Genomic DNA, 12,189 nt, shown 5'->3' with positions numbered 1-12,189 from the left:
GCAGGCGGGGTGTGTCAATTGATACGCACCCAGGTCTGGGTACGGCCGAAAGGGCCGAACGACCCCCGGACTTCAAGCTTTTTGCCTCCCTCGACAGGGGTCATGCGCAGGGTGTAATCGCGGCCGTTTTCCGGGTCGAGGATTTTGCCGCTCTCCCACACTTCCTTGCCGTCGGCTTTCTTCGCGCCGCGAATGATTTCCAGGCCAACAATCGGCTTGCCCTTTCGGTCATCGCTGCATTCGGAGCACACGTCATCGGGCTTGATATCCTTGCCCAGCCGTTTGTCCAGCTTCCCGCTGAGCACGCCACCGGTCTCGACAATCCGGATCTCGGCCTTGGCCTCGCCGGTCTTGTCGTCGACGTTGCGCCACAAGCCCACAGGCGTCATCTGGGCAAAGCCGGAAATGCAACTTGCTCCCAAAACAATAGCTGTCAGCGCACGGTACATATGGGTTCCAGGCATAAAAGACTTCAAGGTTTGGACTGTCACGCCAGTGCGGCGTCGGTGTCCATCAGCACCTTGCTGCCACTGCGCGCGGTGCGCATCAGGGTCGCGGTCTCGGGGAAGAGCTTGGCGAAGTAAAACCGCGCCGTCTGCAACTTGGCAAGGTAGAAGCTGTCGGTATTTCCGGCCGCAATTTCCTGCAACGCCACTTGCGCCATGCGGGCCCAGAAGTAGCCAAACACCAGGTGGCCCGCGACGCGCAGGTAGTCCACCGCTGCGGCACCCACTTCGTCGGCGTTCTGGAAGCCCTTGAAGCCGAGTTCGGTGGTGAACTTGGTCATCTGGTCGGCCAGGTAAGCCAGCGGGTTGATGAACTCGGCCATCTTCTCGTTGACACCTTCTTCAGCCACCAACGCGCCTATCAGCTTGCCGAATTTCTTCAAGGTCGCACCGTTGTTGCCGAGGACCTTGCGGGCGAGCAGGTCCAGCGACTGGATAGTGTTGGTACCTTCATAAATCATGTTGATGCGGTTGTCGCGCACAAACTGCTCCATGCCCCATTCCTTGATGAAGCCATGGCCGCCGAATACCTGCATGCAGGCATTGGTGGAAATATGGCCGTTGTCGGTCAGGAAGGCCTTGACGATGGGTGTCAGAAGCGACAGGATTTCGCCGCTGTCCTTGCGCACTTTTTCGTCAGGATGGTAGTGCTCCTTGTCGAGCAGCACCGTGCAGTAGATCGCCAAGGCCCGGCCGCCTTCGGCATAAGCCTTGGCAGTCAGCAGCATCTTGCGCACGTCGGGGTGGACGATGATCGGGTCGGCCGGTTTGTCCTTGGCCTTGGGGCCAGACAGGCTGCGCATCTGGATGCGGTCTTTGGCATAAGCCAGCGCGTTCTGGTAGGCCACTTCGGTCAAACCCAGCGACTGATTTCCAACGCCGAGGCGGGCGGCATTCATCATCACAAACATGCCCTGCATGCCCTTGTTCGGCTGGCCGACCATGGTGCCGATCGCGCCGTCGATGACAATTTGCGCCGTGGCGTTGCCGTGGATGCCCATTTTGTGCTCCAGGCCACCACAGTAGATGCCGTTGCGCTCACCCAGCGTGCCATCGGCGTTGACCAGAAACTTGGGCACGATGAACAGGCTGACGCCTTTGATGCCGGCTGGGGCATCGGTCACGCGGGCCAGCACCAGGTGAATGATGTTGCCCGCCATGTCGTGCTCGCCGGCGCTGATGAAAATCTTGTTGCCGGTGATTTTGTAGCTGCCGTCCGGCTGGGGCTCGGCCTTGGTGCGCATCAGGCCCAGGTCGGTGCCGCAGTGCGGCTCGGTCAGGCACATGGTGCCGGTCCATTCGCCACTGGTCATTTTGTGCAGGTAGGTTTTTTTCTGCTCGTCGGTACCGTGGCTGTGCAATGCCGCATGGGCGCCGTGCGTCAGGCCGGGGTACATGGTCCAGGCCTGGTTGGCGCTGTTGAGCATTTCATAAAAGCACTGGTTAACCACCAGCGGCAGGCCCTGGCCGCCAAACTCCGGGTCGCCGCTCAGGGCGGGCCAGCCACCTTCAACGTATTTTTTGTAGGCTTCCTTGAAACCCTTGGGGGTGGTCACGGCGTGGGTCACCGGGTCGAGCTTGCAGCCCTCCTCGTCACCGCTGACGTTGAGCGGAAGAATCACTTCGCTGGCGAACTTGCCGCCTTCTTCCAGAATCGCGTTGATGGTGTCCACATCGGCATCAGCGTACTTGGCAATCGGCTTGAGCTCGTCGGTGACCTTGAGCACTTCGTGCATCACAAATTGCATGTCACGCAGCGGCGGGGAGTATTGGGGCATGGCTATGTCCTTTGAAAGGGAAGTAAATGGAGGAAAATGAAAAGCTAGACGGGCTTCGGCAGCGACGTTGCAAGTGCGCCGCCGTTGCCGTAACGCGCCAGAATGCTCTGAAAAGCCTGCCGGGTCCGCTCGATGGAACCCGGCGTTTTGAGAAAACGTGCTTCGTAATGCAGTGCCAGGATCAGGCCGTGGATCTCGAAGGCAATCTGGCGTTCGTCGGCGTCGGCGCGCAGATGGCCGGCCTCCTTGGCCAGCACGACGGCGCGGTACATGGCGGCCAGCCAGGTCTGCACCGAGGTCGCCAGTGCGTCGCGAACCGGGCCAGGTCGGTCGTCAAATTCAACCGCGCCGCTGATGAAGATGCAACCCGACTGCAGCTCGACCGCCACACGTTTCATCCAGTTGCCAAACAGCGCATGCACCCGCGGCAGGCCCCTGGCCTCCTTGAGGGCCGGGTAAAACACCTCTTCCTCGAAACGCGCGAAATACTCGCGGATTACGGAAATCTGCAACTCTTCGCGCGAACCGAAATGGGCAAACACCCCAGATTTGCTCATGCGCATAACTTCCGCCAGCGCGCCTATGCTCAAACCTTCGAGACCGATTTGCGTGGCCAGGCCCAGCGCGGCATCCACAATGGCGGCTTTGGTCTGCTGACCTTTCTGCATGCCAACCGGCGCCGCACGGACGTTCTCGCGCGCTCCCGGGCGGGCAGACTTGACAGAAAGTTCGGTAACAGACATGGCAGCCAGACAAAAAAGAACGACCGTTCTATTTTGCCGTAAATCCAGCGCTGAACACACTTGTCCCGGCAAAAAACCGGGATTTATAGACACCGACGCCTAAGCAAACCGAGGGTAAACCCGCAACCCCTTAGAAAACCCGCTCGGAGATGACTGTCGATAGCTGCAGCGGGTCGAAAGGCTTGGTCAGGTGCAGATCAAAGCCTGCTGCCAGCGCCTTTTGCCGGTCATCCTCCTGGCCCCATCCGGTGGCAGCGATCAGCAGCGGGCGGCTGCCCCACGGCTGGGCGCGGACGTGGCGTGCCACCTCATAACCGTTCATGCCCGGCATGCCGATATCCAGCACCAGCACATCGGGGCGCAGTTGAGCGGCTAGCTCAACGGCCTGCAGTCCGTCGCTGACTGTGTGAACAAGGTGACCGTCCAGGCGCAGCAACTCTGCCAGCACATCGGCCGCATCGCGGTTGTCGTCCGCCAGCAGCACCGTTCGGATACAGCCGGGTGGCGCGACCGATGCGTCGCTTACCGGCGCGGTGGCCCGCGCCGGCGCCGAACCGGGTAGCGTCACTACAAAACGGCTGCCCCGGTCGGCGCCATCGCTATGCGCCGAAACGCTGCCACCGTGCAGCTCGACCAAGCCCTTGACCAGGGCCAGGCCAATGCCCAAGCCACCTTCAGAGCGGTCCAGCGCCGACTGCTCCTGGGCAAACATGGCAAAAACATGGCCGATGGCCGCCTCGCTCATGCCGATACCGCTGTCTGACACGCTGAAGCACAAGCCCTGACTCTCAAGCGACACCTCCAGCGAGATGCGCCCACCCACATCGGTGTATTTCGAGGCATTGTTCAAGAGGTTGGAAAGAATTTGTGCCACTCGGACCGGGTCAGCAACCAGGTGCAGACCGGGGCTGGCAACGCTGGCACTCAAGCTCTGTTTTTTGTCGTGTGCCAGCGGCCGCGCGGTCTCCAGCGCTGTTTCGACCAGTTCATCAACCGACACCCACTCCTTCTTGAGGTCAAGCCGTCGCCTTGTAATGCGCGCAATATCAATCAGGTCGTCGAGCAGGTGCGCCATGTGACCAACCTGACGCCCGATGACAGCCGTTGCGCGTTCGCGCATTTCTGCGGTCGAGCCGGGGGAAGTCAAGAGCTGCACAGCCGTGCGAATCGGCGCCAAGGGATTGCGCAGCTCGTGCGCCAGGGTCGCGAGAAACTCGTCTTTTTGACGGTCGGCATGCCGCAGCACTTGCGCCGCAGTTCTTGAGTCTTCGATGTCGGTGGTGGTACCGAACCAGCGCAACACGCGGCCGGTCGCGTCAAGCTGAGGCACAGCATGGGCGCGGAACCAGCGGTAAGCGCCATCCGCGCCGCGCAAGCGGTATTCAACCTGCCACGCCTGATTGCCGGCGCGAACGCTGTCCCAGGTCTGCCGGGCCACGGCACGGTCATCCGGATGCAGCGCTGCCGTCCAGCCGCGGCCCAGGGCGCTCTGCTCGGTCTGGCCGGTATAGGCTTGCCACTGCGAATTGAAACGCTCCAGCAGGCCATCGGCTGCGGCCACCCACGCAATGGCGGGAATGCTGTTGGAAAAAGCCAGCAGCGCCTGCTGGGTGCGTTGCAGTTCGGTGACTTCGTGCCCTTGCACAAACACGCCGTTGACCGCACCCGTTGCATCCCGCAGAGGCTGGTAGACAAAGTCCAGCCAAGCTTCGGTGGGCGGCGCATCACGTTCACGGTTGAGCATCAGGCGTACAGATCGGCCCACATAGGGTTCACCGGTGCGGAACACCTGGTCAAGCAGCTGGACAAAACCCTGCTCGACCACCTCGGGCAGCGCCAGGGCCAGGGGCTTGCCGATCACGTCGCGAAAGCCGGTCAGCTGCACATAGGCCTGGTTGGCGATTTCAAATACATGGTCGGGCCCGCGCATGATGGCGACAAAGCCGGGTGCCTGGCTGAACAGCGACTGCAGCCGCTCCTGCTCCGCACGCTGGTGACGTTCGGCCAGCACCATCCCCGTAGTCTCCGTGCAGGCGCAGAAAAATCCTGCAACGGCACCGACCTCGTCGCGCACCGGCGACCATGAGAAGGTGAACCAGGTCTCTTCGTCGTAGCCGTGGCGCCGCATGAGCAGCGGCAAATTTTCCATGAAGAATGCTTCGCCGCCGACCGCGCGCGCAACCAGCGGCGCGAGATCGTTGCGAATTTCATGCCAGATGTCGAGAAACGGCTGACCCATCCCCGCAGGATGTTTGGCGCCCATGATTTCGCCGTAGGCATCGTTGTACAGCGTTTGCAGCGCAGGCCCCCAAGCGACAAACATGGGGAAGGCCGAACCCAGCATCAAGCTGACCACCGAGCGCAAGGGCTGGGGCCATTGCTGCGGCGGGCCCAGCCCCGGACCAGACCAGTCCATGCCACGTATCAGCTGCGACGTCGAGGTATCGCCCGAAAGAAAAGACAGGTCGGGTGCGGCACTCATTTGCTGCAGTTTACCTGCCGCAGGGCCGCCAGGGCAGCCGGATTTACAGCTTGAACGGCACCACAAGCTGGCGCTGTTCACCCAGGCCTTCGATGCCGAGGGTCATCACGTCGCCTTTTTTGAGATACATCGGCGGCTTCATGCCCAGGCCAACGCCGGGCGGCGTGCCGGTGGTGATCACATCACCAGGCAGCAAGGTCATGAACTGGCTGCAGTAACTGACTATTTTGGCCACGCTGAAAATCATGGTCTTGGTGTTGCCAGTCTGCATGCGCTTGCCATTGAGGTCCAGCCACATGGCGAGTTTTTGCGGGTTGGGCACATCGTCGCGTGTGACCAGCCAGGGGCCGAGCGGGCCGAAGGTGTCACAGCCCTTGCCCTTGTCCCAGGTACCGCCGCGCTCGATCTGGAACTCGCGCTCGCTAACATCATTGATGGTGCAATAACCGGCGACAAAACTGAGTGCATCCTTTTGCGACACATAACGCGCGCGGGTGCCGATGACCACGCCCAGCTCGATTTCCCAGTCACTTTTCACCGAGCCTTTTGGCAGCATGACCGGGTCGTTGGGACCCTGGATGCAACTCGTGGCCTTCATGAACACCACCGGCTCGGGCGGAATCGGCAGGCCCGATTCGGCCGCATGGTCGGCATAGTTCAGCCCGATGGCAATGAACTTGCCAACACCAGCAACCGGACTGCCCAGACGCGGCGAGCCCTTGACGAGCGGCAAGGAGGCGGTCTTGAGCCGGCGCAGCTTGGCCAACGCCGCATCGCCGAGTTGCTCGGGGCCAATGTCCTTGACCACCGCGCTGAGGTCCCGCAGCTTGCCATCGGCATCAATGAGGCCGGGTTTTTCCTTGCCGGGGTTGCCGTAACGAACGAGTTTCATGGTTTTCCTTGTGATTAAACGAATTAATATGTAGAACGGCCGCCCGACAGGTCGAACACGGCGCCGGTTGAGAACGAACATTCTTCGGTGCAGAGCCAGCCCACCATGGCGGCGACTTCTTCCGGCGTGCCAAATCGGCCCATCGGGATTTTCGACAGCATAAAAGCGATGTGTTCGGGGCTCATCTGGTCGAAGATCGCGGTCTTGACCGCGGCCGGCGTCACGCAATTGACACGCACGCCGGTGTCGGCGAGCTCCTTGCCCAGCGACTTGGTCAGCGCAATCACTGCCGCCTTGCTGGCGCTGTAGGCGCTGGCGTTCGGGTTGCCGTCCTTGCCCGCGACCGAAGCGATGTTGACGATACGGCCGTAGTTGCGCTCGCGCATCAGCGGAACAATCTCGCGGCAGCAGTGAAACAGGCCGTTGAGGTTGACCCGCATCACCTGCTGCCAGGCCTCCGGCGGGTAATCCCAGACCTTGACATTCGGACCGGTGACACCGGCGCTGTTGACCAGTGCGTCGATGACGGGCGCTTGCGCCACCGTCTGCCGCACGGCACGCACCACGCTGGCATGGTCGCCGACATCCACCGCAACCGTGCGCACACCGGCGCCGAGTTGACCGGCCGCATGGGCCAGCGCTTGGCTGTCCAGATCCCACAGCGTGACGCTGGCGCCTGAGGCCAGCAGGCGCTGCGCAATCGCAAAGCCCAGGCCCGCCGCGCCGCCGGTGATCACCGCATGGCGGCTCGCCAGGTCAAGCTGGTTCATATGGTCATGCCGCCGTCGATGTTGTAGGACTGGCCGGTAACAAAGGCCGACTCGTCGCTGGCCAGAAAGGTCACCAGCGGCGCAATCTCATGCGCTTGCGCCAGTCGGCCCATGGGCTGGCGCGCCACAAAGTTCTTGCGCGCCTCTACCGGGTCCTCAAAAACATTGATGCGGTCTTGCAGCGACGGGGTATCGACCGTGCCGGGGCAGATGGCATTGCAGCGCACGCCCTGCATCACGAAGTCGGCCGCCACACTTTTGCTCAGGCCGATCACCGCCGCCTTGGACGCACCGTACACAAAGCGATTCGGCAGCCCCTTGATGCTGCAGACACTGGCCATGTTGATGATGCTGCCGCCGCCCTTGCCACCGTTGTTGGTCAACATTTTGGGCAGTGCGGCCTGGATGGTCCAGTACTGCGAACGCACATTAAGATTGAAGGCGAACTCCCACTCCTCGTCCGTGGCCTGCAGGATGGAGCCGGCATGCACAAAGCCGGCGCAGTTGAACAGCACGTGTATTGCCGGCATGTCCGCAATCACCCTGGCGATCGCCGCCTTGTCGAGCACGTTGAGCGCCACGGCATGGATGTTGGGCAGGCCGTCATAAGCGGCCAGCAGTTTCTCGTTGACGTCGGTGGCCCAGACCTGCGCGCCTTCTGCGGCCATGGCCAGCACGCTGGCCTTGCCGATACCCTGCCCGGCGGCGGTGACCAGCGCGGTTTTTCCTTGAAGTCTCATGGCTGTTTTTCCTTGTTGTTGCAGTGCGGCATTGGCAGGACAACCCGCACAGGGTTTTGCCGGATATGGACGCCGGGGAATTCATGGGATTATGAATTGGCCTTACCACTTGTCCAATTCTGGCTAACCCTTAAGTTGCCCATCCCCAAAGCCATGCCGCTGCAAACCGTCGAGCCCCAACGCCTGTACCGTCAGATTGCGGGGCAACTGCGCACGCTGATCGTGTCGGGCGAGTTTGCGGTGGGCACACGCCTGCCGGCGGAGCGCGATCTTGCGCGGCAATTGGGGGTCAGCCGGCCCTCGGTGCGTGAAGCCCTGATTGCGATGGAGGTCGAGGGTTGGGTCGAGGTGCGCACCGGATCGGGTGTGTATGTGCTGGACCGCAGCAGCCACGCTGCCGCTGCCGCCGCCAGCCAGCCGCAGATTGCCCCCGACGAGTGGGGGCCACTGGAGCTGATACGTGCACGCCGGGTGATTGAAGGCGAAATCGCCTCAATCGCAGCGCTGCAGGCCAAACGCAAACACATCACCGCCATGGGCAAGGCGCTGGAAGTCATGAAAAAGGACGCCAACCGCGGCGTGCTGCCCCTGGAAGGCGACCGGGCCTTTCACACGGCAATTGTCGAATCGTCGGACAACGTCGTGCTGATTGAAACCGTGCAGCGCTTTTGGGACTCGCGGCGCGGCCCGCTGTTCGAGCGCCTGGGCGGCTACTTTGAAAACATGGAGTCCTGGTGCGCCGCCATCAGCGAGCACGAAGCCATTTTGCAGGCGGTGCGCGACCGCGACGCGGCGGCCGCCCGCCTGGCCATGCATGCCCACATGGACAACTCGCACACCCGTTTCAGCGTGAGCTGGCGTCAGGCCGGGCAGCTCAAGGAGCCTTTTGCCAGCCTGGCGAAGACCGGGTGACCCATGAAACGCGATGTACGGCTGGCTTGTACATCGTTTCCCTTTGAAGCCAGTAAACCACCCAAGAGGAGACACCATGAAAACACTGACAAGAAAACAATTTGCTCTCAAAACAATAGCTGCTTGCGCAATACTGGCGGGGGCTATAGCCCCTTTCGGCATTGCAAATGCGCAGACCAAACTGAAATGGGCCCACGTGTATGAAACTTCCGAGCCTTACCACAAGTGGTCGGTGTGGGCCGGTGAGGAGTTCAAAAAACGCACCAACGGCAAGTTCGAGATCCAGGTGTTTCCGGCCTCCAGCCTGGGCAAGGAAAGCGACATCAACCAGGGCCTGCAACTGGGCACGGTGGACATCATCCTGACCGGCGCCTCGTTTGCATCCAACTCCTACCCGCGTCTGGCCGTCAGTTATTACCCCTTCACCTTCCGCGACGCCGATCATGTGATCAAGTACGGCAAAAGTGACGTGTTCAAGGAGTTGACCGAGGGTTACAAAAAAGCCACTGGCAACACCGTGACGGCCCTCACCTACTACGGTGCGCGCCATGCCACCAGCAACAAGCTGTTCAAGAACTGCGACGAGATGAAGGGCATCAAGATGCGGGTGCCGGACTCCCCGGCCTACACCGCGCTGCCGCGCGCCTGCGGCGCCAACCCGACGCCGATTGCCTTTGCGGAGGTCTACCTGGCGCTGCAGAACGGCACCGTGGACGCACAGGAAAATCCGCTGCCGACCATTGAAGCCAAAAAGTTTTATGAAGTGCAGAAAAACATCATTCTGACCGGCCACATCGCAGACGCCCTGCTGACGGTGATTGCCCCCAGCCTCTGGGGAAAGCTGTCGCCAGCCGAGCAGAAAATCCTGTCTGATGTAACGCAGGAAGCCGCCGTCAACGCCACCAACGACATCAGGAAGCGTGAAGGCGAACTGGTTGAGGAATTCAAAAAGAAAGGCAACAACGTGGTGACGGTGGACCGCGCCGACTTCCAGCAGCGCGTGCTCAAGGCGATTACTTTTGAGTCCATGAAACTGGACAAGAAGGACTGGGACCGCGTCGTGAATATCAAATAACCCCGCGAAGCGGCTCACTGCCGTGAACCGCCTCCACCCAGGGGGCGACACCTGCGGCCCGGCAAAGCCGGTTCCGCGGTGTCCTTGAACGAATCCTCATGACACTATTCCTATGACTCAATCTATTGATGACATGGCCCCCGTGATGGGGGCCGACGGCGAGTTCCACGCGCAGGACGAAGCAATAGACCTCTCGGGCACCACACTGGAAGGCTGGGTGGCACTGGGCTTCTTCTGGATCCTGGGCGCCACGGTGTTCTATCAGTTTTTCACGCGCTACGTGTTAAACGATTCGGCCGCCTGGACCGAGGAGATCGCGCGATACCTGCTGATCGCCGTGGTGTTCACTGGCGCCACCATCGGCGTGATCAAGAACAACCACATCCAGGTCGACTTTTTCTACAAGTTCATGCCCAAGCCGGTGGGCCGGGCGATGGCGACGCTGGTGGATTTTCTGCGCATCGGCTTCTTCGCAGCCGCCACCCTTCTGACCGGAATGATGATGCTCAAACTTGGCGGCAATTCGCGCATGACCATGGTTGATTTACCGATGAATTGGGTCTACGGCGTCTGCTTGCTCGGCTTTGCCGCCATGGCCCTCCGCTCGGTACAGATCGCGCTGTTTCACCGTCGGCGCGGCTACAGCGTCCTCGAACGTCCCGAGTCCTCGATGGACGACAAATAACACAAACCCACCATGCTCAAAATCATTTTTCTGCTGCTCATGAGTGGCGGCATCCCGGTCGCCATCGCGATGGCCGGCTCCTCGCTGATCTACATCTGGACGACTGGTAACCTGCCCAGCTTTGTGGTGATTCACCGCATGGTCAGCGGTATTGACAGCTTCCCGCTGCTGGCCGTGCCATTTTTCATCCTGGCCGGCAACCTGATGAATAACGCTGGCATCACCAACCGCATCTACAACTATGCGCTGGCGCTGGTGGGCTGGATGAAGGGGGGGCTGGGCCACGTCAACGTGGTCGGCTCGGTGGTATTTGCCGGCATGAGCGGCACGGCGATTGCCGATGCGGCGGGCCTCGGCACCATCGAGATCAAGGCCATGACGGAGCACGGCTACAGCAAGGAGTTTGCTGTCGGCGTGACGGCCGCCTCGGCCACCCTGGGGCCCATCATTCCGCCCAGCCTGCCGTTTGTGATCTACGGCATGATGGCCAACGTGAGCGTGGGCGCGTTGTTCCTGGCGGGCATTTTGCCGGGCCTGCTGATGGCGTTGATGATGATGCTGACGGTGGCTTACTTCGCCCACAAAAACGGCTGGGGTGCTGACGTCAAATTCGAATGGCCGCGTGTGATCAAGGCACTGGCGGAGACGCTGGTTGTCGCCGGCTGGCCGCTGATCCTCTGGCTGCTGATCGTCAAGGCCGGGTTTCCTGCGCAAATCACGGTGTTCGCCGGCCTGATCGTCCTGTTCGCGGCGGACAAATTTTTCAAGTTCCAGGCCGTGCTGCCCATCATGACGCCCGTGCTGCTGATAGGCGGCATGACCACCGGCATTTTCACACCTACCGAAGGCGCCATCGCGGCCTGCCTGTGGGCCATGGTGCTGGGTTTTGCCTGGTACCGCACGCTTAACTGGAAAATGTTCGTCAAAGTGTCGCTGGACACGGTGGAAACCACAGCCACGGTGCTGTTCATCGTTGCAGCCGCCAGCATCTTCGGCTGGATGCTGACCGCCACCGGCGTGACGGCTGCTATTTCGGAGTGGGTACTGGGTTTCACCAAGGAGCCCTGGGTTTTCCTGCTGTTGGCCAACCTCTTGATGCTGTTTGTCGGCTGTTTCCTGGAACCCACGGCGGCCATCACCATCCTGGTCCCTATCTTGATGCCCATCGTGCAGCAGCTCGGCATCGACCCGGTGCACTTCGGGCTGGTGATGGTGCTGAATCTGATGATAGGGCTGCTGCATCCACCGATGGGCATGGTGCTATTTGTGCTTGCGCGGGTGGCCAAGCTGTCGGTGGAGAGAACCACGATGGCCATCCTGCCCTGGTTGGTACCCCTGCTGGGCTCGCTGGCCATCATCACTTATTTCCCCAAGCTGGTGCTGTGGCTGCCGAAGATGTTTTATTGAGAAGTTGTGCTTGCAGGTTGCATGGTCATGTCAACTGAACGTGGGGCTGCGGACGCGGCACTCGGCTACACGGCCGTCCGCCGGCCTTCGGCCTCCTCCTTGATGCCGCTGCGCCGAACGCCGCACCGACATGACCTTGCAGCCGCGCATGTTTTCGAGCCGCGCAAACCACCTCTATCGCAAGCGTGGAAGGCTGGGG

At 61.2% G+C, this 12,189-nt stretch carries 11 protein-coding genes; 4 read left to right on the top strand and 7 right to left on the bottom strand.

Annotated features, from left to right (window positions below; genetic code table 11):
• Nucleotides 1-14: 14 nt before the first annotated feature.
• From IEX16_RS07410 to IEX16_RS07380, 7 genes are all read right to left on the bottom strand, one after another.
• The gene (locus IEX16_RS07410) at nucleotides 15-449 is read right to left on the bottom strand and encodes a DUF2147 domain-containing protein (RefSeq protein ID WP_188707869.1); all 435 of its coding nucleotides are present in this window, start codon (nucleotides 447-449) and stop codon (nucleotides 15-17) included.
• Between the two features lie 38 nt (nucleotides 450-487).
• Entirely contained in the window at nucleotides 488-2,284 is a 1,797-nt protein-coding gene (locus IEX16_RS07405; protein WP_188707713.1) for an acyl-CoA dehydrogenase C-terminal domain-containing protein, read from the bottom strand.
• Nucleotides 2,285-2,328: 44 nt separating this feature from the next.
• Nucleotides 2,329-3,027, bottom strand: coding sequence for a TetR/AcrR family transcriptional regulator (locus IEX16_RS07400; protein ID WP_188707712.1), 699 nt, complete (start codon nucleotides 3,025-3,027; stop codon nucleotides 2,329-2,331).
• A 130-nt stretch (nucleotides 3,028-3,157) separates the two neighbouring features.
• The gene (locus IEX16_RS07395; RefSeq protein WP_188707711.1) at nucleotides 3,158-5,509 is read right to left on the bottom strand and encodes a hybrid sensor histidine kinase/response regulator; all 2,352 of its coding nucleotides are present in this window, start codon (nucleotides 5,507-5,509) and stop codon (nucleotides 3,158-3,160) included.
• A gap of 43 nt (nucleotides 5,510-5,552) precedes the next feature.
• A complete protein-coding gene (locus IEX16_RS07390) occupies nucleotides 5,553-6,401 on the bottom strand; it encodes a fumarylacetoacetate hydrolase family protein (RefSeq protein ID WP_188707710.1) in 849 nt (282 codons plus the stop codon).
• A gap of 23 nt (nucleotides 6,402-6,424) precedes the next feature.
• The gene (locus tag IEX16_RS07385) at nucleotides 6,425-7,171 is read right to left on the bottom strand and encodes an SDR family NAD(P)-dependent oxidoreductase (protein ID WP_188707709.1); all 747 of its coding nucleotides are present in this window, start codon (nucleotides 7,169-7,171) and stop codon (nucleotides 6,425-6,427) included.
• A complete protein-coding gene (locus IEX16_RS07380; RefSeq protein WP_188707708.1) occupies nucleotides 7,168-7,911 on the bottom strand; it encodes an SDR family oxidoreductase in 744 nt (247 codons plus the stop codon). The genes IEX16_RS07385 and IEX16_RS07380 overlap by 4 nt, the downstream gene beginning before the upstream one ends.
• Before the next feature lie 153 nt (nucleotides 7,912-8,064).
• Here IEX16_RS07380 and IEX16_RS07375 point away from each other — a divergent pair, with 153 nt between their 5' ends.
• From IEX16_RS07375 to IEX16_RS07360, 4 genes are all read left to right on the top strand, one after another.
• Nucleotides 8,065-8,823: a FadR/GntR family transcriptional regulator gene (locus IEX16_RS07375; protein WP_188707868.1), complete on the top strand. Its 759-nt coding sequence runs from the start codon at nucleotides 8,065-8,067 to the stop codon at nucleotides 8,821-8,823.
• A 76-nt stretch (nucleotides 8,824-8,899) separates the two neighbouring features.
• On the top strand, nucleotides 8,900-9,898 hold the full coding sequence (locus tag IEX16_RS07370) for a sialic acid TRAP transporter substrate-binding protein SiaP (RefSeq protein ID WP_188707707.1): 999 nt from the start codon (nucleotides 8,900-8,902) through the stop codon (nucleotides 9,896-9,898).
• Nucleotides 9,899-10,010: 112 nt separating this feature from the next.
• Complete coding sequence (locus tag IEX16_RS07365) at nucleotides 10,011-10,583, top strand: TRAP transporter small permease (protein WP_188707706.1); 573 nt, start codon at nucleotides 10,011-10,013, stop codon at nucleotides 10,581-10,583.
• Nucleotides 10,584-10,595: 12 nt separating this feature from the next.
• On the top strand, nucleotides 10,596-11,990 hold the full coding sequence (locus IEX16_RS07360; RefSeq protein WP_188707705.1) for a TRAP transporter large permease: 1,395 nt from the start codon (nucleotides 10,596-10,598) through the stop codon (nucleotides 11,988-11,990).
• The last annotated feature ends 199 nt before the right edge of the window (nucleotides 11,991-12,189 follow it).

The sequence above is a fragment of the Polaromonas eurypsychrophila genome (genome assembly GCF_014641715.1).
Taxonomy (GTDB): domain Bacteria; phylum Pseudomonadota; class Gammaproteobacteria; order Burkholderiales; family Burkholderiaceae_C; genus Polaromonas; species Polaromonas eurypsychrophila.
Note: the sequence above shows the minus strand (reverse complement) of the source record. Positions and strands in the feature narration are given on the sequence as shown.

What these genes read in the sequence shown, in the direction of transcription:
- IEX16_RS07410 (WP_188707869.1), bottom strand. Translation starts at nt 449, where the DNA reads ATGTACCGTGCGCTGACAGCTATTGTTTTGGGAGCAAGTTGCATTTCC.
- IEX16_RS07405 (WP_188707713.1), bottom strand. Translation starts at nt 2,284, where the DNA reads ATGCCCCAATACTCCCCGCCGCTGCGTGACATGCAATTTGTGATGCAC.
- IEX16_RS07400 (WP_188707712.1), bottom strand. Translation starts at nt 3,027, where the DNA reads ATGTCTGTTACCGAACTTTCTGTCAAGTCTGCCCGCCCGGGAGCGCGC.
- IEX16_RS07395 (WP_188707711.1), bottom strand. Translation starts at nt 5,509, where the DNA reads ATGAGTGCCGCACCCGACCTGTCTTTTCTTTCGGGCGATACCTCGACG.
- IEX16_RS07390 (WP_188707710.1), bottom strand. Translation starts at nt 6,401, where the DNA reads ATGAAACTCGTTCGTTACGGCAACCCCGGCAAGGAAAAACCCGGCCTC.
- IEX16_RS07385 (WP_188707709.1), bottom strand. Translation starts at nt 7,171, where the DNA reads ATGAACCAGCTTGACCTGGCGAGCCGCCATGCGGTGATCACCGGCGGC.
- IEX16_RS07380 (WP_188707708.1), bottom strand. Translation starts at nt 7,911, where the DNA reads ATGAGACTTCAAGGAAAAACCGCGCTGGTCACCGCCGCCGGGCAGGGT.
- IEX16_RS07375 (WP_188707868.1), top strand. Translation starts at nt 8,065, where the DNA reads ATGCCGCTGCAAACCGTCGAGCCCCAACGCCTGTACCGTCAGATTGCG.
- IEX16_RS07370 (WP_188707707.1), top strand. Translation starts at nt 8,900, where the DNA reads ATGAAAACACTGACAAGAAAACAATTTGCTCTCAAAACAATAGCTGCT.
- IEX16_RS07365 (WP_188707706.1), top strand. Translation starts at nt 10,011, where the DNA reads ATGACTCAATCTATTGATGACATGGCCCCCGTGATGGGGGCCGACGGC.
- IEX16_RS07360 (WP_188707705.1), top strand. Translation starts at nt 10,596, where the DNA reads ATGCTCAAAATCATTTTTCTGCTGCTCATGAGTGGCGGCATCCCGGTC.